This window comes from Rheinheimera sp. 4Y26 (genome assembly GCF_025245835.1).
GTDB lineage: Bacteria > Pseudomonadota > Gammaproteobacteria > Enterobacterales > Alteromonadaceae > Pararheinheimera.
In genome coordinates, this window is sequence record NZ_JAOBWS010000001.1 from 593739 (window position 1) to 619145 (window position 25407).

The 25407-nt window shown below is 48.0% G+C and carries 24 protein-coding genes; 14 read left to right on the forward strand and 10 right to left on the reverse strand.

What is annotated here, in order from left to right:
* Nucleotides 1–121 precede the first annotated feature (121 nt).
* The 5 genes from acnB (at nucleotide 122) to N3Z11_RS02510 (ending at nucleotide 7276) form a co-directional block, all read left to right on the forward strand.
* Complete coding sequence (gene acnB, locus N3Z11_RS02490) at nucleotides 122–2719, forward strand: bifunctional aconitate hydratase 2/2-methylisocitrate dehydratase (protein WP_260655835.1); 2598 nt, start codon at nucleotides 122–124, stop codon at nucleotides 2717–2719.
* Nucleotides 2720–2801: 82 nt separating this feature from the next.
* Nucleotides 2802–3173: a YacL family protein gene (locus N3Z11_RS02495; RefSeq protein WP_260655558.1), complete on the forward strand. Its 372-nt coding sequence runs from the start codon at nucleotides 2802–2804 to the stop codon at nucleotides 3171–3173.
* Nucleotides 3174–3378: 205 nt separating this feature from the next.
* Nucleotides 3379–3717, forward strand: a complete 339-nt coding sequence (locus N3Z11_RS02500) for a P-II family nitrogen regulator (RefSeq protein ID WP_260655559.1) — start codon at nucleotides 3379–3381, stop codon at nucleotides 3715–3717.
* 9 nt (nucleotides 3718–3726) lie between these two features.
* On the forward strand, nucleotides 3727–4998 hold the full coding sequence (locus N3Z11_RS02505; RefSeq protein ID WP_260655560.1) for an ammonium transporter: 1272 nt from the start codon (nucleotides 3727–3729) through the stop codon (nucleotides 4996–4998).
* A 1351-nt stretch (nucleotides 4999–6349) separates the two neighbouring features.
* Nucleotides 6350–7276 (forward strand): Dyp-type peroxidase, encoded by a 927-nt coding sequence (locus N3Z11_RS02510; RefSeq protein ID WP_260655561.1) that lies wholly within the window; start codon nucleotides 6350–6352, stop codon nucleotides 7274–7276.
* Nucleotides 7277–7309: 33 nt separating this feature from the next.
* On the opposite strand, the gene argR is transcribed toward N3Z11_RS02510, so the two are convergent.
* Nucleotides 7310–7768 carry a transcriptional regulator ArgR gene (gene argR, locus N3Z11_RS02515; RefSeq protein WP_260655562.1) on the reverse strand — a complete coding sequence of 153 codons (459 nt, stop codon included), beginning with the start codon at nucleotides 7766–7768 and terminating at the stop codon, nucleotides 7310–7312.
* Nucleotides 7769–8016: 248 nt separating this feature from the next.
* On the opposite strand from argR, the gene mdh reads away from it, so the two are divergent.
* Nucleotides 8017–8955: a malate dehydrogenase gene (gene mdh / locus N3Z11_RS02520; protein ID WP_260655563.1), complete on the forward strand. Its 939-nt coding sequence runs from the start codon at nucleotides 8017–8019 to the stop codon at nucleotides 8953–8955.
* A gap of 99 nt (nucleotides 8956–9054) precedes the next feature.
* Here mdh and ispB read toward each other — a convergent pair whose 3' ends face one another.
* Nucleotides 9055–10026, reverse strand: coding sequence for an octaprenyl diphosphate synthase (gene ispB / locus N3Z11_RS02525; protein ID WP_260655564.1), 972 nt, complete (start codon nucleotides 10024–10026; stop codon nucleotides 9055–9057).
* A gap of 205 nt (nucleotides 10027–10231) precedes the next feature.
* Here ispB and rplU point away from each other — a divergent pair, with 205 nt between their 5' ends.
* The 5 genes from rplU to N3Z11_RS02550 all read left to right on the forward strand — a co-directional run bounded on the left by rplU (nucleotide 10232) and on the right by N3Z11_RS02550 (nucleotide 13187).
* A complete protein-coding gene (rplU, locus tag N3Z11_RS02530; protein ID WP_260655565.1) occupies nucleotides 10232–10540 on the forward strand; it encodes a 50S ribosomal protein L21 in 309 nt (102 codons plus the stop codon).
* Nucleotides 10541–10558: 18 nt separating this feature from the next.
* The gene (gene rpmA / locus N3Z11_RS02535) at nucleotides 10559–10816 is read left to right on the forward strand and encodes a 50S ribosomal protein L27 (RefSeq protein ID WP_008609266.1); all 258 of its coding nucleotides are present in this window, start codon (nucleotides 10559–10561) and stop codon (nucleotides 10814–10816) included.
* A 256-nt stretch (nucleotides 10817–11072) separates the two neighbouring features.
* Nucleotides 11073–12230, forward strand: coding sequence for an Obg family GTPase CgtA (gene cgtA / locus N3Z11_RS02540; RefSeq protein ID WP_260655566.1), 1158 nt, complete (start codon nucleotides 11073–11075; stop codon nucleotides 12228–12230).
* A gap of 9 nt (nucleotides 12231–12239) precedes the next feature.
* Nucleotides 12240–12731, forward strand: a complete 492-nt coding sequence (folA, locus tag N3Z11_RS02545) for a type 3 dihydrofolate reductase (protein WP_260655567.1) — start codon at nucleotides 12240–12242, stop codon at nucleotides 12729–12731.
* 78 nt (nucleotides 12732–12809) lie between these two features.
* Nucleotides 12810–13187, forward strand: coding sequence for a DUF3718 domain-containing protein (locus N3Z11_RS02550; protein ID WP_260655568.1), 378 nt, complete (start codon nucleotides 12810–12812; stop codon nucleotides 13185–13187).
* Nucleotides 13188–13425: 238 nt separating this feature from the next.
* On the opposite strand, the gene N3Z11_RS02555 is transcribed toward N3Z11_RS02550, so the two are convergent.
* From N3Z11_RS02555 to lptD, 7 genes are all read right to left on the reverse strand, one after another.
* Nucleotides 13426–15438, reverse strand: coding sequence for a methyl-accepting chemotaxis protein (locus tag N3Z11_RS02555; RefSeq protein ID WP_260655569.1), 2013 nt, complete (start codon nucleotides 15436–15438; stop codon nucleotides 13426–13428).
* An 88-nt stretch (nucleotides 15439–15526) separates the two neighbouring features.
* Nucleotides 15527–16339 (reverse strand): symmetrical bis(5'-nucleosyl)-tetraphosphatase, encoded by an 813-nt coding sequence (locus N3Z11_RS02560; RefSeq protein WP_260655570.1) that lies wholly within the window; start codon nucleotides 16337–16339, stop codon nucleotides 15527–15529.
* A gap of 2 nt (nucleotides 16340–16341) precedes the next feature.
* A complete protein-coding gene (gene apaG, locus N3Z11_RS02565; RefSeq protein ID WP_260655571.1) occupies nucleotides 16342–16719 on the reverse strand; it encodes a Co2+/Mg2+ efflux protein ApaG in 378 nt (125 codons plus the stop codon).
* Nucleotides 16712–17530 carry a 16S rRNA (adenine(1518)-N(6)/adenine(1519)-N(6))-dimethyltransferase RsmA gene (gene rsmA / locus N3Z11_RS02570; RefSeq protein ID WP_260655572.1) on the reverse strand — a complete coding sequence of 273 codons (819 nt, stop codon included), beginning with the start codon at nucleotides 17528–17530 and terminating at the stop codon, nucleotides 16712–16714. The genes apaG and rsmA overlap by 8 nt, the downstream gene beginning before the upstream one ends.
* Nucleotides 17523–18518 carry a 4-hydroxythreonine-4-phosphate dehydrogenase PdxA gene (pdxA, locus tag N3Z11_RS02575; protein WP_260655573.1) on the reverse strand — a complete coding sequence of 332 codons (996 nt, stop codon included), beginning with the start codon at nucleotides 18516–18518 and terminating at the stop codon, nucleotides 17523–17525. Before pdxA ends, rsmA begins: the two co-directional genes overlap by 8 nt.
* The gene (gene surA, locus N3Z11_RS02580; RefSeq protein WP_260655574.1) at nucleotides 18515–19807 is read right to left on the reverse strand and encodes a peptidylprolyl isomerase SurA; all 1293 of its coding nucleotides are present in this window, start codon (nucleotides 19805–19807) and stop codon (nucleotides 18515–18517) included. The genes pdxA and surA overlap by 4 nt, the downstream gene beginning before the upstream one ends.
* A gap of 11 nt (nucleotides 19808–19818) precedes the next feature.
* Nucleotides 19819–22110, reverse strand: a complete 2292-nt coding sequence (gene lptD / locus N3Z11_RS02585) for an LPS assembly protein LptD (protein WP_260655575.1) — start codon at nucleotides 22108–22110, stop codon at nucleotides 19819–19821.
* Nucleotides 22111–22241: 131 nt separating this feature from the next.
* Between lptD and N3Z11_RS02590 the strand changes: the two genes are divergently transcribed.
* Genes N3Z11_RS02590 through djlA form a run of 3 tightly spaced genes read left to right on the forward strand, consistent with a single transcriptional unit; the run spans nucleotide 22242 to nucleotide 24729 of the window.
* Nucleotides 22242–23255, forward strand: coding sequence for an aminoglycoside phosphotransferase family protein (locus N3Z11_RS02590; protein ID WP_260655576.1), 1014 nt, complete (start codon nucleotides 22242–22244; stop codon nucleotides 23253–23255).
* Entirely contained in the window at nucleotides 23243–23932 is a 690-nt protein-coding gene (gene murU / locus N3Z11_RS02595; RefSeq protein ID WP_260655577.1) for an N-acetylmuramate alpha-1-phosphate uridylyltransferase MurU, read from the forward strand. The genes N3Z11_RS02590 and murU overlap by 13 nt, the downstream gene beginning before the upstream one ends.
* Nucleotides 23932–24729 carry a co-chaperone DjlA gene (gene djlA / locus N3Z11_RS02600; protein ID WP_260655578.1) on the forward strand — a complete coding sequence of 266 codons (798 nt, stop codon included), beginning with the start codon at nucleotides 23932–23934 and terminating at the stop codon, nucleotides 24727–24729. The genes murU and djlA overlap by 1 nt, the downstream gene beginning before the upstream one ends.
* A 94-nt stretch (nucleotides 24730–24823) precedes the next feature.
* Here djlA and N3Z11_RS02605 read toward each other — a convergent pair whose 3' ends face one another.
* The gene (locus N3Z11_RS02605; protein WP_260655579.1) at nucleotides 24824–25180 is read right to left on the reverse strand and encodes a DMT family protein; all 357 of its coding nucleotides are present in this window, start codon (nucleotides 25178–25180) and stop codon (nucleotides 24824–24826) included.
* Nucleotides 25181–25407 lie beyond the last annotated feature (227 nt).

Genomic DNA, 25407 nt, shown 5'->3' on the forward strand with positions numbered 1-25407 from the left:
AGCCCAGCTGCTTATACTTGCATGTCAATTCAGGCGTTTTTTTCTTATAATCCAGCCTGTTTAGATTCGACTGAAAACCGCTGTAATACAGGTTGCAGTGGACCAACCAGAGGACATTACTGTGCTTCAACAATACCGTGAACATGTGGCCGAACGCGCCGCTCAGGGCATTCCTCCACTGCCATTAAATGCAGAGCAAGTGGCATCATTAACCGAATTATTAAAAAATCCACCAAAAGGCGAAGAAGCATTTCTGGTTGATTTATTAGAAAACCGCATTCCACCGGGGGTTGACGAAGCTGCTTATGTGAAAGCCGGCTTTTTAACTGCTATCGCCAAAGGCGAAGCGGTAAGCCCTCTGGTGACGCCTGAGCGTGCCACTGAGCTGTTAGGCACTATGTTTGGCGGTTACAACATTCAGCCAATGATCGATCTGCTGGACAGCCCTAAATTAGGTGCTTTAGCAGCCAAAGGTTTATCGCATACTCTGCTGATGTTTGATTCTTTCCATGACGTCAAAGAAAAAGCTGATGCTGGTAATGCGCACGCCAAAGCTGTAATGCAAAGCTGGGCTGATGCTGAGTGGTTCACCAGCAAGCCTGCTATTCCTGAAAAAATTACTGTGACTGTATTTAAAGTGACAGGCGAGACCAACACCGACGATTTATCACCGGCACCTGATGCCTGGTCACGCCCTGACATTCCTCTGCATGCTTTAGCTATGCTGAAAAACGTACGTGATGGTATTGAGCCTGATGTGCCAGGTTCAAAAGGCCCGGTCAAACAAATCGAAGCTTTAATTGCCAAAGGTTTCCCACTGGCTTATGTCGGTGACGTGGTCGGTACTGGTTCAAGCCGTAAATCAGCAACTAACTCAGTGTTGTGGTTTATGGGTGAAGATATGCCATTTGTGCCAAACAAACGCACCGGTGGTGTCTGTTTAGGCGGTAAAATTGCGCCAATTTTCTTCAACACCATGGAAGACTCAGGTTCACTCCCTATCGAATTAGATGTGTCTAAGATGAACATGGGTGATGTGATTGATATTTTCCCACACCAGGGTGTGGTAAAACGCCATGGCACTGAGGAAGTTATTTCTACTTTTGAACTGCGCTCTAACGTACTGCTGGATGAAGTGCGTGCCGGTGGCCGTATTCCACTGATCATCGGTCGTGGCTTAACAGACAAAGCGCGTGAAGCTATGGGTCTGCCACACTCAACCGTATTCCAACGCCCTGCAGTGACTGAAGTCAGTAATAAAGGCTTCACCTTAGCGCAGAAGCTGGTCGGTAAAGCTTGTGGCGTGAAAGGTATTCGCCCTGGCCAATACTGTGAACCAAAAATGACTACAGTCGGTTCACAAGACACCACAGGTCCTATGACGCGCGATGAGTTAAAAGACTTAGCCTGTTTAGGTTTTTCTGCTGATTTAGTGATGCAGTCGTTCTGTCATACTGCGGCTTATCCAAAACCGGTTGACGTGAACACCCACCACACACTGCCAGACTTTATTATGAACCGCGGTGGGATTTCGCTGCGTCCTGGTGATGGTGTTATTCACAGCTGGTTAAACCGGATGTTGTTACCAGACACCGTAGGTACTGGTGGTGACTCACATACCCGTTTCCCATTGGGTATTTCTTTCCCGGCTGGTTCTGGTTTAGTGGCTTTTGCTGCTGCTACAGGTGTTATGCCACTGGATATGCCAGAGTCTGTGCTGGTGCGCTTTAAAGGTGAAATGCAGCCTGGCATCACGCTGCGTGACTTAGTGCATGCCATTCCTTATTACGCCATCAAGCAAGGCCTGCTGACAGTTGAGAAAAAAGGCAAGGTCAACATTTTCTCTGGCCGCGTGCTGGAAATCGAAGGTTTGGAGCAATTAACTGCTGAGCAAGCCTTTGAATTATCAGACGCTTCTGCTGAGCGTTCAGCTGCTGGTTGTACCATCACTTTATCTGAAGCTTCAGTGCGCGAGTATCTGGAATCGAACATTGTGATGCTCAAGTGGATGATCGCTGAAGGTTACGGTGATGTACGCACCATTGAGCGTCGTATCAATGCCATGGAAGCCTGGCTGGCCAATCCAAAACTGGAACGTGCTGATGCCGATGCTGAATACGCAGCAGTGATCGAAATTGACCTGGCTGACATTAAAGAACCAATTCTGTGTGCGCCAAACGATCCGGATGACGCGCGGTTATTGTCTCAGGTACAGGGCGACAAGATTGATGAAGTGTTCATCGGTTCTTGTATGACCAACATCGGTCACTTCCGCGCCGCCGGTAAACTGTTAGATAAGTTCAAAGGTCAGATCCCAACCCGTCTGTGGATTGCTCCGCCAACCAAGATGGATAAAGACCAGCTGACTGAAGAAGGTTATTACGGTATTTACGGTCGTGTGGGTGCACGTATTGAGATCCCTGGCTGTTCACTATGTATGGGTAACCAGGCCCGTGTTGGCGACAACACCACTGTGGTTTCTACCTCTACCCGTAACTTCCCGAACCGTTTAGGTCAGGGCGCGAACGTGTATTTGGCTTCTGCTGAATTAGCTGCTGTTGCATCTATTATTGGCCGTCTGCCAACAGTGCCTGAGTATCTGGAATATGCCAAACAGATTGAAACGACGGCAGCGGATACTTACCGTTATCTGAACTTCCATCAGATGCCACAATATACCAAAGTGGCTTCAAACGTGATTGTGCAGCAAGCTGTATAAAAGCAGTCAGTTGCATGAAAGAGGCCCGCTTGCGGGCCTCTTTGTTTTTGGCGTTATCAGTGCACAGCATCGGGGTTTTACTGTGGAATTTGACTTTATTTATCTGCCCGACAGCAGGCGCTATCAGCTCAAGCTGCCAATGGAGCAACATGCGCTGCAACGCTTTTTACTGGATGAATTTGAGCGCAATGCAGAGGCGTATCAGCCATTGCTGGAACAATTAAAAAATGTCGCTCCTTACACTGAATATCAGTTTGAAGGCCGCGAATACATTCTCAAAGTAGAGCAGCAGGAAGTGTTGGTGTACCACCATAGTGTGGGGCAGTTTGACGAGCGTGATGCTGAACTGGAAGCCGGGCTCAGCACAGACGATGCCAGCTTAATGGCTGAATGTGGTCTGGAAGATCTCATTCATTTACTTTGTGAATGGCAAAAATTTTTACCGAAAAAGTAGCAAAAAACTTGAGAACAGACTGCACTCCGGCAGGGAAATAACGCACCGACTTGGTGCGTTTTTTTTGTGCACGCATTTGCAATTTAAAATAACTATATGAATTAAAACAAATAAAAAACATGGCACAAGGTTTTCTTATCCTTCTGGCAACTGCAACAAAAGCTGGTCTGGTTTGCGCCCGGCCCAACCAACAAGGATAACTGTTATGAAACTGGTATGTGCCATTATCAAGCCATTTAAGCTTGATGATGTCCGCGAAGCCATCGCGGACATCGGAATTGAAGGCCTGACGGTCACTGAAGTCAAAGGCTTTGGCCGGCAAAAGGGCCACACCGAACTGTATCGCGGCGCTGAGTATCAGGTGGATTTCCTGCCCAAAGTGAAGCTCGAAATTGCCACGCTGGACGAGAATGTGGACCGCTTATTACAAGCCATTCAAACTGCTGCGCATACTGGCCGCATCGGAGATGGCAAAATTTTTGTTTACGATCTGGAGCAAGTGATCCGGATCCGCACTGGTGAAATGGACTCAGAAGCCATCTAGGAGTAACTCATGCAAGAACAAATTTATCATTTACAGTTTGCGATCGACACTTTTTACTTTTTAGTCTGCGGCGCTTTGGTGATGTGGATGGCCGCCGGTTTTGCCATGTTGGAATCAGGTTTGGTGCGGGCAAAAAATACCACTGAAATTCTGACCAAAAACTTCGCGCTTTATGCTATTGCCTGTCTGATGTATCTGGTCTGTGGTTATCAGTTTATGTACGGCGGCGGTTTTTTCTTAACCGGCATTGAAGCCATGGATGTTGACGCTACTTTGGCCGGATTTGCTGAACGCGAAAATGGTTTTACCGGTAAAGCCATTTATTCCAAAGCGTCAGATTTTTTCTTTCAGGTGGTCTTTGTTGCGACAGCTATGTCCATTGTGTCTGGTGCTGTGGCTGAACGGATGAAACTCTGGGCCTTTTTTGCTTTTGCAGTAGTGATGACCGGAGTCATTTACCCGATGGAAGGTTCATGGACTTGGGGCGGCCAGGCTGTGTTTGGTTTATACACTTTAGCCGATTATGGTTTTTCTGATTTTGCCGGTTCAGGCATTGTGCACTTAGCCGGTGCTGCTGCTGCTCTTGCCGGTGTGTTGCTGCTGGGCCCGCGCAAAGGCAAATATGGTAAAGACGGTAAAGCACATGCTTTCCCAGGCTGCAATATGCCGATGGCCACTTTAGGCACCCTTATTCTGTGGATGGGATGGTTCGGTTTTAACGGTGGTTCTATGTTAAAGCTGGCTGATATTGGCAATGCTCATGGTGTTGCCATGGTATTTGTGAATACCAATGCAGCTGCTGTAGGCGGTGCCTTGGCATCGCTACTGATGGCGATATTGTTGTTTCGTAAAGCCGATTTAACCATGGTGTTGAACGGTGCTTTGGCAGGCCTGGTCGCTATCACGGCAGAACCTTCAACACCAACACCACTGCAGGCTACCATTTTTGGCGCTGTGGCTGGGGTGATAGTCGTAGCTGCTATTCTTGGTCTGGATAAACTGAAAATTGACGACCCTGTGGGGGCCATTTCTGTCCACGGTGTGGTTGGTTTATTTGGTTTGTTAATCGTGCCTTTGACCAAAGACTCCGCGTCATTCACTGGCCAGTTGATTGGCGCCGCCACTATCTTTGTTTGGGTCTTTGTCAGCAGTCTGGTGGTTTGGTATGTACTGAAGCTGGTGATGGGTATTCGGGTCAGCGAGCAGGAAGAATATGATGGTGTAGACCGTTCAGAGTGTGGCATCGAAGCTTACCCTGAATTTGTTTCATCATCCAAGTAAGCAGTCTGACAGGTTCGGTGGGGGCCTGTCGGAAGCGGTTTGCAAAGTGAGCAGCTAGCCCTAGATACTCACTTTGCAAACGAACCAGACCCACTAAGTCGTCTATCCTTGTCCTTTGTCTTTATCAGACAGCCCCATAGGTGTTTGCTTATGGGGTTTTTTCATGCACTGGCTTTTGAGCCGTTGTTATTTTGTGCACCATTAATGTAGCAGTACATTTCTTCGCCGCAAAGTGGAAAAACAACAGCTGAAAATATTTCACCCGTCTGCCGTCAACTGTGCTAGATCCTGTCAGAGCACGATGTTAACCAGAAACCAGAAACCAGAAACCACGACACGTGCAGGTAATAGTACTGCACAGTGGTAAATATTCTTTTGAACAGTGCGGTACTAAAATTACAGCCGCCCTAAAAAAGGAAAGCCGCACTATAAAAGTGCGGCTACCATAAGACTTTTACAAATTCCGTTTTGTAACCTTTTCAGGTTCTTCATCCCTGACTCCTTGCGGAGTTCAAACGCGCTGTGAAGGTTTTAACATCCATGCTACGTAAAACACTGCCATCGCAGCGTATTACCTCAGCTCATCCTGAGCGTCCACTATCCTTATTAAAATCATCCTTGATTTTAAAGCCCATCCTGAGCGTCCACTGTCCTTATTAAAATCATCCTGATTTTAAAGCTCGTCCTGAGCGTCCACTGTCCGTATTAAAATCATCCTGATTTTAAAGCTCGTCCTGAGCGTCCACTGTCCCTATTAAAATCATCCTTGATTTTAAAGCTCGTCCTGAGCGTCCATTGTCCTTGATAAAATCATCCTTGATTTTAAAGCTCGTCCTGAGCGTCCATTGTCCTTGTTAAAATCATCCTGATTTTAAAGCTCGTCCTGAGCGTCCATTGTCCTTGTTAAAATCATCCTTGATTTTAAAGCTCGTCCTGAGCTGTCCTACTCCCTGCTGCGGCTATCCTCGTCGCAGAGCTCTTCCTGAACTTCCTGAATCCTTTTACTTCCCTAACCCGGCGCTTGTCCTTGCACAGGCTGATATCCGTCAAATCCAGTGATCACAGTATGATAGAAAACGGCGTTGAGATGAGGCTTGTAGGAAAACAGCACGGGCTGAAATAAGATTGCAACATCAACAATTCTTGATAAAGTGCTTTATTATCAATTGGTTATTTTAGCGTGTTATTTATTTGTTGCAGATTAAATCTGTGATTACTTACTTATATGTGAGATATATCTCACAACAACAGGGTGTAATTGTCAGTGAAATGCCAAAGGATGGTAATTTTTAAGGCGAGCTATTATCCTGTCCGCTTTTCTACAGATAGTTTTTTCGGAGCCACCCCTGACATGGCGCGCGAGCAGTTTGGTATTTGTGCTGAAGCAAACTTACATGGATTTGTGTTTCTTATCAACGCATTGGATGGTCATCACGCGCAGCTTCGGCTGCAACTGGCCAGGTTGCCGGCTTTGGTACAACATTTGTCAGATCAGTTTTCAGAGTCAAATTTATCGGCAGTCATTGCAGTTGGCGCCGGATATTGGGATTCGCTTTATCCTGCCGCAAGACCGCAGAATTTTAACTCTTTCCCGCCGTTGGTCGTTGATGATTTAGAGATGCCAGCCTCACCTTTTGATCTGTTATTACAAATCCGTTCTGATCGTTATGATGTTTTGCATCTGGCCGCGCAACAATGTTTTCAGCTACTGCAACCCTATGTCGAAATTCAGGAACAAATTCATGCCTTCAGATATATGGATGGTCGTGATTTAACCGGATTTATTGACGAACCCAGAGCACCAAAAGGACGCAGAAAACGTGAATTGGCATTAGTTGCTGAAGACACAGATCCAGTTTTTACCGGTGGCAGCTATTTACATTTCCAGCGTTATCGCCTTGATCTCAACCGCTGGCAACAACTGACCCAAAGTCAGCAGGAAATGATTATGGGTTATAAAAAAATGGATGGTAGTTTGCTGCCAAGTGCACAGTTAAGTGCTCAGAGTCATGCGGTCAGCGCTTCATTGCAGCCTGAAACAAATCATCAGCTGCCGCTGTTGTTTCAGAATATGCCTTATGGCCAGTTAAAGGTACAGGGCATGCTTACACTGGGGTTTTCTGCGAATGGCAGCTGCTACCTGCAATGGCTGAAACAACGGATGGGGCAAAGCGGTTTGCAGAATTATGATCTGCTATTGGATTATATCCAGGCTGACTGTGGTGCCGCCTTTTTTGCGCCTTCCGTTAGTTTTATGGAGCAACAAGCCGGTTTATAAACCGGCAGCCAAGTGTTAATAGAGCCAAACCGCTTAAAATAAGGCGGTGACATTAGCCAGCGTCTGATTGATATTTTTTACACAGGTTGGCGCGATAAATATAGTGTCATCCCCGGCAATAGTGCCGAGGACGCCCTCAGCTTTGCCAACTGAATCCAGCAACCTGGCGATCAGTTGTGCAGCGCCAGGGCTGGTGCGGATAATAATCATCACATCGTTATGTTCTATATCAAGCACCAGCTGGCGTAACGGGCTTTTGGTTGTGGGGACACCAAGCTCTGGTGGTAAACAGTACACCATTTCCTGCCTGGCATTGCGGGTTCGCACTGCACCATATCTGCTCAGCATTCTCGACACCTTAGACTGGCTGACATTATCAAAGCCCTCGGCTTTTAGTGCTTCAACAATGTCACTTTGCGAGCCAAAACGCTCTTCTTTTAACAGAGATTTAAAGGCAGAAATCAGTGCTTCTTGTTTAGATTGTTTGGTCATGATGATTCTTTCTTAGCAAATTTACCGGCCAGTTTCAGCAAAGTTACCACAGCTGAACAACGAAGGCAGTAAAATCGATGCAATTGCGCTAAAATGGCTAGACTTTTGGAGAATATCTAACCACAGAAAACCGTGTTCTAATGCATGTTTTAGTTGCACGTTATGCACAGAAGTCATTTGTAATTTGCCCATGATTTCAGTATTGTTGGGCGCGTTTTTTTAACAGAACCGTAAATTGGGAGAATAGCATGAAAGTTGCCGTATTAGGTGCTGCTGGTGGTATCGGTCAGGCCTTATCTTTATTACTGAAGTTAAACCTGCCAGCCGGTACGGATTTAGCGTTATATGACCTGGCTCCGGTCACTCCTGGCGTCGCGGTAGATTTAAGCCATATCCCTACAGCTGTAAAAGTGACAGGCCATGGTAAAGAAGATTTAAACGCTGCATTAGCTGGTGCTGATATCGTGATGATCCCGGCCGGTATGCCACGCAAACCAGGCATGGACCGTTCTGATTTATTCAACATCAACGCAGGTGTGGTAAAAACTCTGGCTGAAGCTATTGTGCAGCAATGTCCAAAAGCGCTGGTTGGTATTATCACCAACCCAGTGAATACCACAGTTGCAATCGCCGCTGAAGTTTTCAAAAAAGCCGGTACTTATGATGCAAAACGTCTGTTTGGTGTAACCACGCTGGACGTGATTCGTGCTGAAACTTTTGTTGGTGAGTTAAAAGGTAAAAACCCGGCAAATGTAATTGTTCCGGTGATTGGTGGTCACAGCGGCACTACTATTCTGCCTCTGCTGTCTCAGGTTGAAGGTGTGAGCTTTACTGATGAAGAGATTTCTTCATTAACTTACCGCATCCAGAACGCAGGTACTGAAGTTGTGGAAGCAAAAGCCGGTGGCGGTTCAGCTACTTTATCAATGGGTCAGGCTGCTGCCCGTTTCTGTGTGTCTTTAGTCAAAGGCCTGCAAGGTGAAGCTGTGACTGAATACGCTTATGTTGAAGGCAACGGCGAGCATGCCCGTTTCTTTGCTCAGCCTATTACTTTAGGTAAAAACGGCGTTGAAGCTTTATTGCCAATTGGTGCTTTAAGCGCGTACGAGCAAAAAGCCATGAACGATATGCTGCCTACATTAAAGGCAGATATCACTTTAGGCGAAGAGTTTGTTAACAAAGCTTAATGCTCTATAGGTATAAAAAAGCCAGCTGACGCTGGCTTTTTTTATGTTTTTGTTTGCAGTTTCTGAAACACTCTGTGTGCTGATAAGCGCGGACAGTTGCTAGTGATTCCGATCTACTGCCATATCAGCCAATGCCAATAACGCGTTTTTATAAGGTGACTCGGCAAGGAAAGCGATCGCATCACGGGCTTTTTGCGCTTCCTGCTCTGCAATATTACGTGTGTATTCAAAAGCTTGGGTTTGTTCCAACGCCGCCATAATTTCATCGAGGCGACTCAGGCCATTGGCTTCAACAATAGCTTCCCGGATTAACGCCTGTTGCTGCGCATTGCCGTATTTTAGTGCGTGGATAAGCGGTAAGGTCGGTTTGCCTTCGGCCAGGTCATCGCCAACGTTTTTACCCAACTCATCGACATTGGCCTGATAATCCAGCACATCGTCAATCAACTGGAAAGCAGTACCCAGATGCATGCCGTAAGCCTGCATTGCTGAGATCACTGTTTCATCCTGCTCAGACAGCACTGCAGCCAGCTGAGTTGCAGCCTCAAACAGCTTGGCAGTTTTGCAGTAGATCACCTGCATATAACTTTCTTCGGTGGTCTCCGGGTCGTTGACATTCATCAACTGTAGGACTTCACCTTCAGCAATAATGTTGGTGGCATCAGCAAGGATTTCCATCACCCGCATTCTGCCAAGCGACACCATCAGCTGGAATGAACGGGTATAAAGGAAGTCGCCGACCAGTACACTGGCTTGGTTGCCAAAAACTGCATTGGCTGTTTCTTTACCACGGCGCAGCATAGACTCATCAACAACATCGTCGTGCAGCAAAGTTGCGGTATGAATAAACTCTATAATAGTGGCCAGGGTGACATGTTGTTGTCCCTGATAGCCCAGAGCGCGGGCAGCCAGCACGGCCAGCAGCGGACGTAACCTTTTGCCGCCACTATTAACGATATAAATGCCGAGTTGATTAATTAAAGCGACATCTGAACTGAGCTGAGAGAAGATGTGCTGGTTGACTGCTGTCATGTCGGCTTGACTTAACAGCTTGATTTCATCGAGCGTCATTCTGAATAACTGCACCAACGGTTAAAGTGCCACGATTCTACACCAAGACCTATATTGGCAAAACTAAAAGTCTCACATTTTGTGAACTGCTGATCTTTTTCAGAATTCCTCTTGCGACGGTAGGGGAAATTGCGTACAATTCGCGCCCTGTGAATATAATTAACACGCCCCTTATCTGGCTGGCGTGATCTGTACGGAGTTAACTATGTACGCGGTTTTCCAAAGTGGTGGCAAACAGCACCGTGTGACTGAAGGCCAAACCCTTCGTCTAGAAAAACTGGACTTAGCAAAGGGTGCAACCGTTGAATTCGCTGCGCTGATGATCGTAAACGGCGAAGACGTCAAAATCGGTACTCCTTTAGTTGAAGGCAGTAAAGTAATTGCGGAAGTGGTCGAACATGACCGTGGCGATAAAGTAAAAATCGTTAAATTCCGTCGTCGTAAGCACTACCGTAAGCAAGCTGGCCACCGTCAGTGGTTTACTGAAGTGAAAATTACTGGCATCAGCGCTTAATTTCAGGAGTAACGACTCATGGCAAGTAAAAAAGGTGTAGGTAGTACACGTAACGGTCGTGATTCAGAAGCGAAACGCTTAGGTGTTAAGCGTTTTGGCGGTGAGTCAGTATTAGCCGGTAACATCATCGTGCGTCAACGTGGTACTAAGTTCCACGCTGGTTCAAACGTTGGTATCGGTAAAGACCACACTTTATTCGCTTTAACTGACGGTAAAGTTAAGTTTGAAGTGAAAGGTGAACACAATCGTAAGTTCGTGAGCATTGTCAGCGAATAATCCGAAAGTTTCCGGAAAAAGCCCCGCCCAGTGCGGGGTTTTTTTTACGTGAAAGCCGACGGGCTGACGTAGCAACAAAATAAGTTATGTGCTTGCTTTGGCAAGTTTTAAAGAAGTTAATTGGCGTTATTTCTGAATGAATAACACCATGGTGTTCCAGTGATGCACTGGTCTGGCGCAGTAATCCAGCTCATTTAGCCGATTCTGCGCATTCGGTTTATACTAAACCGCCAGCAACAACAGCAGGATATTGCAGATGAAATTCGTAGATGAAGCGGTGATCCGCGTCGAAGCCGGTGATGGTGGTAACGGTATTATCAGTTTCCGCCGGGAAAAGTTTATTTCAAAAGGCGGCCCAAACGGCGGTGACGGCGGCGATGGCGGCGACGTTTATTTATTGGCTGACAGTAATCTCAATACCCTGGTTGATTATCAATTTGAGAAAATCCATATTGCGGCCCGTGGCCAAAATGGCATGAGCACCAACTGCACAGGTAAAAGAGGTGAAGATTTGGTGTTACGCGTGCCGGTCGGTACCCGCGCTGTTGATATTGATACCAACGAATCGCTGGGAGACCTGACGCAAAACGGTCAGAAACTGATGGTTGCCAAAGGTGGCTGGCATGGTTTGGGTAACGCCCGTTTTGCCAGCAGCACCAACCGTACACCACGCAAAAAAACCAATGGTACACCGGGTGAAGTACGTAACCTGCGTTTAGAACTGCTGCTCTTAGCTGATGTTGGTATGCTGGGTTTACCGAATGCCGGTAAGTCGACTTTTATCCGAGCTGTTTCATCGGCGAAACCAAAAGTGGCTGATTATCCATTTACCACTCTGGTACCTAACCTTGGTGTTGTGCGCACAGAAAGCAGCAAGTCTTTTGTAATTGCCGATATTCCAGGCTTGATTGAAGGCGCGTCTGAAGGTGCAGGCCTTGGTATTCAGTTCCTGAAGCACCTTGAGCGTTGTGGTTTGTTATTGCATATGGTGGATGTGTTACCGGCCGACGGTTCAGATCCGGCAGAAAATGCTCAGGTGATTATTCAGGAACTGGCAAAATATAGCGACAAACTGGCGCATAAACCTCGTTGGTTGGTGTTTAACAAGATTGATCTGGTGCTGGAAGACGAGTTAGAAGAAATCAAACAACGGGTGATTGACACAATTCAGTGGGATGGCCCTGTGTATACAGTGTCAGCCGCTTCGCGCACCAATACAGACAAAATGTGTCAGGACATTCAGGCTTATCTGGATGCGCTGCCAAAAGAGCAGCCAACAGAGCAGTTGTTGGATCCGGTGCAGTTTAAGTGGGATGACTATCACGAGCAGGTGATGGATTTATCTGACGATCTGGATGACGACGATGATTTTGATGAAGACGATTATGATGTTGAAGTTATTTATCGCCGTTAAGGAAATTGTATGAAAATAGCTCTGGTTGCGGCAATGGCCAATGGCAATGTCATTGGTCTGAACAATCAGATGCCCTGGCATATGCCGGCAGACTTAGCGCACTTTAAAAAAGTGACGCTGGGGAAGCCGGTGATTATGGGACGCAAAACTTATGATTCTATTGGCAGACTGCTGCCAGGCCGGCGCAATATAATTATCAGCAGACAACCAGCCCCTGCAGGATTGAGTGCCGACTGGGTGGATTCTGTTGATGCTGCGTTGGCGCTGGTTGCCGATCAGGCTGAAGTGATGATTATCGGCGGCGCTCAGTTGTATCAGCAAATGTTAGCCAGAGCTGACCGGCTTTATCTGACCCATATTGCGCTCAATACAGCAGGGGATGCCTTTTTCCCTGACTACCAGCAACAACAAAGATGGCAGCAGATCTGGGCGGAAGAACACCCGGCCGATGAACAGAACCCGCATCCGTATCGCTTTGTGTTACTTGAAAAAATTTCCTGAGTGGCGGTGCATTGCACAGCGAATCACATGTTGCTACTATTAGTCGGTTCCTGATCCCAACAGTCTGAGAGGTCGTCTATGAAAGTATTACCAGCGATGTTATGTGGTTCGCTGTTAACGGGTCTGTTCGTGGTTACTCCTGCAGCTTACGCCGATCAACAGCTGGCGGCATCCATGTGTGATTATATTAAAGCAGACGATAAAAACCGCTTTCGTAAATTACTAAGCGATAACCGTTTGCGCTTACGCAACATTTACGATGGGGTGATGTGTGATGGTAACTCAATGATCCGCCACGCAGTCATCAATAAGGCCGCAGGGGCAGGTGAGTTTATTATCAAGCAGCTACCAGCCGCACAAATTAATGCCTCAGGTGATATTGCCTGGGCTGAAGCAAACCATGCAGGGTCCCCTTTAATTGCGGTGTTAAAAGACCGCGCCGGTAGTGGTGAATAAGCCTAATCCGATAAAAAACCGCTGATCCAGCGGTTTTTTTGTGCCGTTTATTCAGCGCTATTTATGTTAATGCTAAGTGTTGTTTAAGACTGAGTACAACCCGGCATTGCCGGATTGAGCTGAGACACTGTAAGGTCCCGATACGGTAAAACCTCAGCAAACTTATACAGAGCCCATATATGTCGGTCACTCAAATAAAAAAGGAGCTCAATGAGCTCCTTTTTTACATTGGGTTAAATCAGACTTTAAACTGGTCTACCGATTGACGCAGCTCTTCCGCCAGTCGTGCCACTTCATGGCTTGAATCTGACGTTTGTTCAGCACCAGACGCGGTCTCTTCTGCGATATTTACAATAGATTCCAGCAGCTTACTGATTTCATGTGAAACCTGGTTCTGTTCACGGGCAGCATGAGAGATTTGCTCACTCATATCATGCGCCATATGCACCGCATGGGTGATTGAATCGAGCGCTTCGGCAGCCACTTCGGTTTGCGCCACGCAGTTTTCAGCCTGACGACGGCCTTTATTCATCGCTTCTACCGCAGCATGCGCACCAGATTGCAGCACCTGAATCATCGCCTGAATTTCCTGAGTCGAGGACTGGGTTTTACTAGCCAAAGAACGCACTTCATCAGCTACCACCGCAAAACCACGACCTTGCTCACCGGCTCGGGCCGCTTCAATAGCCGCGTTTAACGCCAGCAGGTTGGTTTGTTCAGCGATACCACGAATTACATCAAGGATGCTGCCGATAGAGGCGCTGTCCTGGTGCAACTTGTTGATGACTTTAGAAGCCTGTTCAACTTCCTGAGACAGCTGCAAAATGGTTTGTTTATTGGTATTGGAAATACCTTTGACACGTTCGGCTTCGCTGTCAGCATGTTTAATTTCAGCCAGAGCGTCGCTTGAGCTTTGCATTACACCTTGCGAAGTACTGCTCATTTCGGTGGTCGCTGTTGCGGCCTGAGTGACCTGAGACTTCTGCTCACGAATGGCCTGAGTCGACTGCACTGTAATGGCTGAAGTTTGTTCAGAGGCTGCAGCTAACTGAGTAGAGCGGGAAATAATGCCCTGAATTAACTGACGCAGATTGCTGATCACCTGATTACAGTTACGGGCCAGTTCACCAAATTCGTCTGAGGCTGAGTCATCCAGTTTTTTCGTCAGGTCACCTGAAGCCACTACACCTAAAATTTCGTTCACTTTAGCCAGTGGTGTAGTGATGCTGCGTACAGTAACCAGTGCTATACCCACAGCCAGCACAATAGATACCAGCACAACGATAAAAATCAGCACTACAGCGTTGCTGACACCAGATTCAGCAGCCTGCTGGATTTCTCCGGCAGCGCTTCTGGCTTTACTTAATAACTGGTTCAACGCTGAAACTGCATCTGCAGTTTGTTGCTCAGCAGTCGTCAGCATTTTTTGCGCTGAAGCAGTGGCAGCCAGGCGTTGTTGTTTCAGCGCCAGAATACCGTCGGCAGCATTTAACAGGTCATTAATGGCAGTGATTTTCTCAGACAGATCAGCCACCATTTCCACAGATTCACCAGCCTCTTCCTGGATCACTGTCATTTTGGCGGAAATATCGCCGATGCGGTTTTTAATCTCGTTACTTAAGGTTTCACTGGTCGTTGGCGTATTGGTGCGAATTAAATCGACCACAGTAGACACCAGTGAGTTTAAGCTGGTTTCCATCTCAGAGGCTGCAGCATAGGATTTTGGAAAACGGCTGCTGGCATTACGCACATCGGTAAAATCCAGAATCAACGAGGCGGCGTCATCTGAATTGCCTTCCAAATCAGACAGTTTATTGTCCATCTGATCTCTTAACGTCAGGCTTTTGCTCAGAGCGGCAAACAGCTCGCTGCTGGTTGGAATAAATTGCTCGTAAGCGGAATTCACTTGTTTAAAACTGGCGGCCAGTTCCGGCTCTGCTGCAACCACAGATTGCAGTGACTTAGCCGCAGCGTCGTACAGCGCTTTTTCGGCCTGGAATTGGCCTTCCATTGTGGCGACATTTTTTACTTCATCAGCATAATAAGCCTGCAGGCTTACTTTGCTCATTTTCACAAATTCACTCTGTAAAGTTGCGCTGTTTTCGAGGGCTGGAATAGAGATGGTGTTTACCTGGCTGGTCGAATCACTAATATTACTCAGACTGATATAAGACGTGATACCGATGAACAACAACAGCAGTGAAATAACACCAAAGCCACCCACAATACGCAGTGCTACAGTTAACTTCATATGGAACTCCCAACGGGTTTTAAATTAGTCGCGCAAATTTGCGGCGGCCCGGCCTGACGACCAATTTGTCTTTCGGAAAACGACTGTATTATAGTTGTTTTTTATATCCAACTACACTATAACGCCGTTGCGATTCAATACAATAGGCCGTCAAAGAATTACCCCAGACACAACCTGTGTCAAGCGCATGGATCTGCTCCACATCGCATCTTCCCTGCAGTGCAGCCCAGTGACCAAAAAAAATGGTTGGGTGCGGTGTATTGCGCCAAAACTCGAACCAGGGGATTAAATCCGGGTTTGCTGACACTTCACCTTTTTCTTTTAATTCAAGCCTGCCATCAGACAAGCAATAACGCATCCGGGTGCAAGCATTGATGGTAAAACGATGGCGGGCAGCCTCATCGGCGGCATCTTGCCATAAATCGGGCTGGTTGCCATACATCTGACTGAATAACATAGCTGGATTCTGTGTAAGGCTTTGGCTGACTTCTGCTGCTGCACTGAGGGCTGTTGGCAAACTCCAGCCCGGAGCTAAACCAGCATGCACCAGCAGCAGTTGCTCCTGACTATTAAAGTGCATCAGCGGTTGTTGTTGCAGCCAGTCGGCCAGCTGATGTAGATCGGGCGCCTGTTGCAGTTGCTGTAACTGATCAGCGGGACTTATCCTGCCATAACCATGCAACGAGGCTAAAAAATTTAAGTCGTGATTGCCAAGCACTGTGATGGCGTTGTCGGCCAGATCTCTGACAAAACGTAAGGTTTGCAGTGACTGTGGGCCGCGGGCGATTAAATCGCCGCAGAACCATAGCTGATCACGGTCAGAGTTAAAATTGATCGCTAGCAACAGTTGCTGCAATTGTTCAAAGCAGCCCTGCACATCTCCAATCACATATCTTGGCATTGTCAGTTCAGAATATTAGGCACAGCCAGACGGAACACCGGAATAGGGGCGTTAAACATCTCACCGGATTCGGTTTTCATTTCATAGTGGCCCTGCATAGTGCCAACCGGAGTTTCCAGTACGGCACCGCTGGTGTAGCTGTAGCTGCTGCCGGGCGCCAGTATGGGTTGTTCACCCACTACACCGTCGCCGTAAACTTCAGAGTTTTTGCCATTAGCGTCGTTGATAGACCAATAACGGCGTAACAGTTGCACCTGCTCCGGGCTGTTATTGCGGATGGTAATGGTATAAGCAAACACAAAGCGATTTGCCGCTTCATCCGACTGATTTTCAATGTAAAAAGTGTCTACCTGAATAGGAATGGAATAACGCTCAGTCATGTTTTACATCCGGTTGTTGCGATAACCACTTGGCAATACGGATAAACTCACTGACCGGCAATTGTTCCGGTCTTAACGATGGATCTATACCCAAAGCTTCAATCTGCTCTGCACTGGCAAAGTTGCTGAAACAGTTGCGCAATGTTTTACGGCGCTGGTTAAAGGCTTCCAGACAGACGCGGTTCAGCACAGCCACTGGCACACCGTCACGCTCGCTGTCGTTTTTCGGAATAAGCCGCACCACAGCGGAATCTACTTTTGGTGCAGGTTTAAAAGCACCAGGGCCCACTTCAACCACCGGCATGGCGTGGCAGAAAAACTGTGTCATCACACTTAAGCGGCCATAAGTTTTCGAACCATGGCCTGCGGTCATACGCTCTACCACTTCCTTTTGCAGCATAAAGTGCATGTTTTCAATGTGATTGGTAAATTCAAACAAATGAAACAGCAGTGGGGTAGAGATGTTGTAGGGCAAGTTACCAAAAATTTTCAGTTTGCCGCCAGCTGGCACCAGGGTGCTGAAATCAAATTTCATCGCATCACCCTGATGTATGGTCAGTTTGTCGGCAAGCACAGGGTGTTCACGCAGGCGCTGCGCCAAATCACGGTCCAGTTCTACCACTGTTAAATGGCCGGCTTTCTCAGCCACTGGTTCGGTCAGAGCGCCAAGGCCAGGGCCGATTTCAACCAGATGATCACCGGGTTTTGGCGCTATGGCTTTGACAATACGTTCAATGACCACAGGGTCGTGCAGGAAGTTTTGGCCAAATCTTTTACGGGCCGTATGGCCTAAATGTACTTTATCATTCATGAGATAATTTCGATTGAGTCGCTAAAAATATTGCCTGATCAAGGGCATGCAGCATACTGCCAGCATCGGCTTTGCCGCTGCCGGCTAAGTCCAATGCAGTGCCGTGATCGACGGAAGTGCGGATAAGGGGCAAACCCAGGCTGATATTCACCGAGCGGCCAAAACCTTTGTATTTCAGCACAGGTAAGCCCTGGTCGTGATACATGGCCAGCACAGCGTCAGCATTGTCAAGATATTTGGGCTGAAACAGGGTGTCGGCAGGCAAAGGCCCAATGAGATCCATACCTTCGGCGCGAAGCTCGTTTAAGGCCGGGATCATCACATCAATTTCTTCGCGGCCGAGGTGACCATCTTCACCGGCATGCGGATTCAGACCACAGACATAGATCCGGGGTTTGGCAATAGCAAATTTTTGCTGCAGATCCTGCTGCAAAATACGCAGCACCTGTTGGAGCCGCTCGCGGGTAATGGCCTTGGCCACATAAGCCAACGGAATATGGGTGGTGGCCAGCGCCACACGAAGCCCTTCGGTCGCCAGCATCATCACCACATAAGGTGTGTTTGACTGCTGGGCAAAAAATTCGGTATGGCCGCTAAAAGGAATACCGGCTTTATTGATAATGCCTTTGTGTACCGGGCCAGTCACAATAGCGGCAAATTCACCGCTTATTGATTTTTCCCCGACAAACCGCAGTGTATCCACCACATAATGACCGTTATTTTCATTCAGCACGCCGGGAACCACGGGTTGGGGGGCTTGAAAAGCGGCGATGGTGAGAGTACCGGCTTGCTGCGGTTTGGCAGCTTGTTCGCTCTGATAGGGTAACAAGGTGAGCGGCAGCCCAAGCTGGGCTGCCCTTTGGCTTAACACTGCAGGATCGGCGCAGACCACCAGCTCAACCGGCCAGCTCTGTTGCGCCAGTTGAACCACCAGATCCGGCCCTATACCGGCGGGTTCGCCAGGTGTAATGCCGATACGTAATGTCATTCAGCTTCCGCCACAATTTCAATAAAGGCCTGATCACGAAGTTCACGCAGGAAGTTACTGGATTCTTCGTTATAACGGCGGTTAAAGATTAACCGGGTCGCCTGCTCACGTTTTTTCTCTGCTGTTGCGTCCACAGTGCGACGGTCGTGCAACTGGATCACGTGCCAGCCAAATTCAGAGGCAAAAGGTTCACTGATCTCACCTTTTTTCAAGGTAGCCAGTGTGTTACGGAATGAGGTTACATATTTGGCCGGATCAGCCCAGCCCAGTTCGCCACCTTTGAGTTTGGAGCCCGGATCCTCAGAATAGGTTTTGGCAAATTCAGCAAAATCGGCTTTACCGGCTTTAAAATCTTTCACAAAAGTGGTCAGCATATTTTTGGCTTTTTCGTCGCTGAGAATAATCGACGGCTTGATCAGCACATGGCGGGCGTTGACTTCTTCAAACTCCACGACGTTAGTGCCTTTGATATCAAAAATGGTCAGAATATGAAAACCAGCACCTGAGCGCAGCGGTCCAATCAGATCTTTTTTCTTTTTACCGCGCACCTGATCGGCAAATAAGGTTGGCATTTCGTTGATATTCAACCAGCCCATATCACCGCCTTCCAGCGCTGTTTCTGCAGAAGAAGATGCAATGGCCAGTTTTTTGAAGTCGCTGCCGGAGCGCAATAATTCCATCACCTTTTTCGCTTTGTCTTCAGCTTCTTTCATTTGCTCTGCGCTCGGTTCACTTGGCAGTGCAATCAGGATATGGCCGATATTATATTGTTCGTTACTGGCGCCTTGTTGTTCCATCAGTTTCAGCACAGTGTCAACTTCCTGCGGGCTGACATAAATACGGCGTTGTACGTTGGCACGCAGTACTTCACCTGTGGTGATCTCTTCGCGCAGCCGCTCGCGGAACAATTCATAACTGCCTTCTTCCTGCACCACCTGCGCGCGCAGCTGGGTGACCGTCATTTTTTGTTCTCTGGCGATATTTTCAATAGTTTCATCCAGTTGCGGATCTGTGATTTGTAACCCCATCCGCTTGGCCATTTGCATTTGCAGATTGTTCAGAATCAGTCGCTCCAGCGCCTGAGTGCGCAAAGCACGGTCAGAAGGCAGTGTCTGGTTTTGGGCGGCGGCATTCTTTTTCACCCGCGCCACCATATCCTCTACTTCACTTTCCAGCACCACACCGTTGTTGACAATAGCGGCAACTGCATCAACTTTTGTTTCGGCAGCCTGGCTGCTCAGCATGAAGCAGGTTGTTACGGCAACAGCAATCAACTTTTGTAACTTCATAAATTTCCACATTAATTATTAAGTAAATAAGGGCGGCGATATCCGAAGATGCCGCTGGATAACATATCTGACACATCAAATCCGGCTGAATCACCGAATCCTTTTAACACAAAACGTAACGCAATGCCGCTGTCCAGTTTCACCGGATTGTTTGGATTATTCACCAACAACTCCAGATTGGTTTCAATCTGACGGCGGGCAACCAGCCGGATAGCCCAGCAACAGGATTCGTATTGCAGACCAATATTGGCTTCAATCATCCGGTCATTATTGATATCACGGTAATAACTGGCAACTGCCTGCCACTGGTCGGCAATCGGCATAGTGCCGAGTGCACCAAGCTGGGCAATTTCGGTGTTTGAGACATAACGGCTGTATCTATGGTTCAACTGAAAAAGTTTTTTATCATCACTGCGATAATCCAGCGTGACATTACTTTTCACCATCCGTTTATTTTCCGCATCATATTGCACACCACCATTGAGGAACCAGTTCTGTTGCCAGTGCACTAAAGTCTCGGCGGCAAAAATGGATTCAGTGGCTGAAATAGCCTGCGGATCTGTATTGCTGTCAGAGGGATCCAGCAAAGCCGGGGTTTTTGGGTCGGCCAAAAACAAAATCTGACCCATGCTGAACCTGAAGCGTTCGGTTTCGTTGGCGTCGTACACTCTGGTGGTCCAGCCCAGTGTCAGCTGATTGGCGTCGTTGATCCTATCCAGACCTGAATAACGGTTCTGGCGGAATAAACCCGAATAGTCGTCCTGTAATCTGGCAGTGTCGTACAGTTCAATATTGCGTTGATCGCGAAACGGGATATACAAATATTGCAGCTGGGGTTCCAGCGTTTGCACTGAATCCTGACCAAACCAGTTGGTGTCACGCTCAAAATTCAGTTTACCGTTCAGGCTGAGTTTCGGCAGGCTGCGTGCGACCGATTCATCCAGAACTACACCAGGCTCAGTGGTTTTTTGCTGATAATAGGTATGCAGCAAACTGCCTTCAAAGGTCAGTTCCAGTGCTGGTGTGCTGTACGGCAGCCGCACTGTGGGTTCCAGGTGCACCCGATCTGCGCTGCGTTTGTAAAGGTCGTCATTCTCAAAATGGGCATATTGACCGGCCCACAGCAGCTGAACATTCTCAGTAAGCTGCAGCGGCTTGGCTGAACTAAAATCCCACTGGGGTAAAGCACTAAAGGCTTTGTTGTAGTTCCCCAGAATTTCAAAACCCTGCAGCTGGATATCAGAATGCACATAGTCGCCGTAATAACTCAGATTGGCCTGGCGATACAGCTGAGTATCACTCTGGTTATTGATGGCGGAACCCAGCTCTGTCAGGTACGCATCGTCACTGACGTCGGTAAAATCGACACTGGCGCGCCAGCGATCGCTAAAATCAGCCAGATGGCTGACATGAGATAAATAACGGGCACCAAAGTCTGCCGCTTTTTCCTGGTCTTTATCCAGATATTCCAGATACAAAGAACCACGGTGCGCTTCGGTCAGATAACGGAATTCAGAGTTCAGCTGTGTGCCACGCTGGCTCATATAACGGGGCGTGAGCGTGGCGTCGTAGTTGTCGGCCAGGTTCAGATAATAAGGCAGGGCGACATCGAGCCCGAGTTTTTGTGAACTGCCGATATTGGGAAATAACACGCCGGTTTTGCGTTTATTGCTGACCGGATAAGTCATATAAGGCAGATACAATACCGGCACCCCTTTGATTTTCACAAAGGAATTCCAGGCTTCGCCCCAGCCATCATCGGCATTAATTTGAATTTTTTCAGCTTCTAAAGCCCAGCCGTTATCACCATCCGGACAAGTGGTAAAACTGGCCTGATTCAGCTCAACACTTTGATCTGAAGCTGACATTTGCGCCGCATAACCGCGGCCGGCCTGGCCTAAAAAGCGGTATTCAGCATCCTGCAGCGTGACTTTGTTTTCGGCGAGCAAGGCGCTGAACGAGCTGCTGCTCACTTTGAGCATAGAGCTGTAATAACTGATGCCACCGTCGGCGGACATGCTCTGCTCTGGTTTACTAAAACGGGCGCTGGGTGCAGTTAATAAAGTATCGCGGTAAGTGAGCTGTACTGTGTCACTAAATTCCGCTATCTGGTTGCCAATCAGTTCAGCCCGGCCTGAGTCAATGCGCAGCTGATTGTCGTTTTTATTGAGGCTGGCCAGTATGGGCGGCAAGTCGGGTTTGGGGTAGCACTGCAGTACTGGTGTGGTGGCATGCGAAAACCATGGCGCAGCAGCACCACCGATCGCCAGCAGTATCCATTGATTTAATAAAGTTCGTTTCATCCCGCAGTCTCAGAGTAGAAGCCTTGCTGCAGTTGCATTGTTGCAAAAACAGCAGGTTGGCCATGATAAAGCAATTTTATGGTTGTTGCTAATCAGATATAGTGCGCACTTTGACCTGATGGGAGTAAAAAGTGCCGGATCGTATGACTTTTATTTGCAGTTTTTTAGACAGCGTCTGGCCAGATCAGGATTACCAGCTAAGCCCACTGAGTGGTGATGCCAGTTTCCGCCGTTATTTTCGGGTGTTTCATCAGCAGCGGCCTTATGTACTGATGGACGCCCCGCCCACATTGGAAGATGGTGCCCGTTTTGTTGCTGTGCAACAGGCGCTGGCTGCAGCAGGGCTTAGAGTGCCGGCCATTGTGGCAAATGATTTGGCCAACGGTTTGATCTTACTTGAAGATTTAGGCGATCGTTTATTGCTGTCGGCACTTGATGACAACACTTTGTTGCACTGGTATCAACAGGCACTGGCGTTGCTCAGGCCAATCCGGCAGGTCAGAGCCACAGCTCAGGGCGCTTTGCCGCTATTTGACCGTGCTTTTTTACTGCGTGAAATGCAGTTATTTATCGACTGGTTTTGTCTGGTGCATCTGCAGCTCGAACTCAGCTCTGACGAGTTGAAAGTGCTGGAGCGCTGTTTTGCGCTGCTCGCTGATGAAGCCCTGACACAGCCTCAGGCCGGCATGCACCGGGATTTTCATGCCCGCAATCTGATGGTGTTGCCGGATAACCAGCTTGCCGTCATTGATTTTCAGGATATGGTGCAAGGGCCTGTCAGTTATGACGCTGTGTCATTATTAAAAGACTGTTATCTGCGTTGGCCGGACGCCGTGGTTGCCACCCTGCGTGATGAGTTTTTTGCCACTTTACAGGCCAGTGGTGAATTGGGGCCGGACTGGGACAAACAGCGTTTTGCCAGAAGTTTTGACTGGATGGGGCTACAGCGTCATATCAAGGTCTGTGGCATTTTTGCCAGGCTTTATCACAGAGATAATAAGGCTGGTTATCTGCCCGATTTGCCAAGGGTACTGGCTTATGTGACGGATACTGCCGCCTTGTATCCTGAATTTGCAGAGTTTTCTTTGTTGTTACAACAAAAAATTCAACCACGTTTTGATGAGGTGAACAGATGCGTGCCATGATCCTGGCTGCCGGCCGTGGCGAACGGATGCGGCCTCTGACCGATCATTTACCCAAACCTTTGTTGCCGGTTGCGGGTAAACCCCTGATTGTTCACCATATTGAAGCCTTAGCCCAAGCCGGTATCCGCCAGATCGTGATTAATCATGCCTGGTTGGGGGTGCTGATTGAACAGCAGCTTGGTGATGGCAGCCAGTTTGGTGTGCAGCTGCAGTATTCAGCAGAAGGTGAAACAGGCCTCGAAACTGCTGGTGGTATTAAAAAAGCCCTGCCTTTATTGGGTACTGAGCCTTTTTTGGTGGTGAATGGTGATGTGCTGACTGATTTTCCTTTTAGCAGGCTCAACAGGCAGTTGCCGGTGCAGCAAACAGCCCATCTGGTGCTGGTGCCAAACCCGCCGCAGCATCCGCTGGGTGATTTTGCTTTTGATCACAGCACTGCATTGGTGTTGCCACAAGGTGAGTCCCAATGGACATTCAGTGGTATTGGCCTGTACCGGCCGGAGTTTTTTACCCAGGTGCCGGCTGGCAAACAAAAACTGGCGCCGTTTTTACGTCAGGCCATGACACAGGGGCAGGTCGGTGGTGAACTTTATAATGGCTTCTGGGCCGACATAGGCACACCAGAGCGGCTGGCTCAGGCAGAGCAACAGCTGGCTTTGCTGCAGGAGGCGCGCTGATGTGGGGAAAACTGCTGGGTGCCATGTTTGGCATGGCCTTGTTTAAATGGCCGGGTTTGCTGCTTGGGCTATTGATAGGGCATTGGTTTGATCGCAGTCTTCGTTCCTCTTTTGAGGACTCGGGTGGTTTTGCTGCGTTGAAAAAAGATAACAGTGAAGCGCAAGGCGTGTTTATGTACAGCACCTTCGCCGTGATGGGGCATCTGGCCAAAGCTGATGGTGTGGTGACCAGCGCTCATATTGATAAAGCCACCGAGTTTATGCAGCAACTTGGGCTGAACAGCAAACAGCAGCAGGAAGCCCAAAGAGCTTTTCGTGAAGGCAAGGCAGCGGATTTCCCGCTGTTGGCACAGCTGGCCTTGCTCAAACAAAGTTATCGCTGGCGGCCGGATTTATTGCAGCTGTTTTTAGAAATTCAGATCAGCATTGCTTATGTCGACGCGCATTTAAGTGCGGTTGAAGAACGGTTATTGCAACAACTGGCCGATGCTTTGTCGATTTCGGCCAGCAGACTGCAATACTTGCTTGGGCGTTATCAGGCAGAAGCGCGTTTTGCCAAAAGGCCGCGCCAGGCTGCAGCCAAATCCGATACCTTGCAGGACGCTTATCAATTGTTAGGGGTTAAACCCGATTGCAGCGAGAGCGAACTGAAAAAAGCCTATAAAAAACAAATGGCGCAGCATCATCCGGATAAACTGATGTCGCAGGGCCTGCCGGCAGAAATGCTGGAACTGGCTAAACGTAAAACGCAGGATATTCAGGCCGCTTACGAGATGATTAAACAAAACCGCAGTTAATAAAAAATTCAGATTGCAGAGGGGGTCAGCCGCTGTGCTCCCCTGCAATATTGGGTTCGGATCTCAGCTTTGCCCTCTTGTGTTAATGCTGACGTCAACTCTTGTGATAAAACATAAAATACACCGCCCCTAATAAACACAAACCAGCATACACATAATTCCATTTAAACGGCTCTTTCATATACAAAAGCGCAAACGGAATAAAAACCGACAGCGTAATGACTTCCTGCAATATTTTCAGCTGCGCCAGCGACAGCACCTGCGAGCCAATGCGGTTGGCCGGCACCATCAGCATATATTCAAAAAACGCGATACCCCAGGACACCAGCACCGCAATATAAATGGCCGAACCCTTGAGGTGTTTCAGATGGCCGTACCAGGCAAAAGTCATAAAAATATTGCTCAGTAACAGCAAAATAACGGTACTGAACACCGGACTGGACGCAAACATAATCACCTCAAAAAGATAGCGGGATAAGGCGCAGATCCTAACATGGTAACCGGTAAAACGGCAGCTTGGGCGCTGCGGTCAGATGGATGATAACAGTATAAATAATAATCATTTTTCTCCTTGCAATGACAAAACGCTGATCTAGATTTATCGGTACAGAGTACCGTAGTGCTAAAATCGGTACTTTTTTATTGGCTTCACAAATTTATTGGCTTTACAAAGGATTG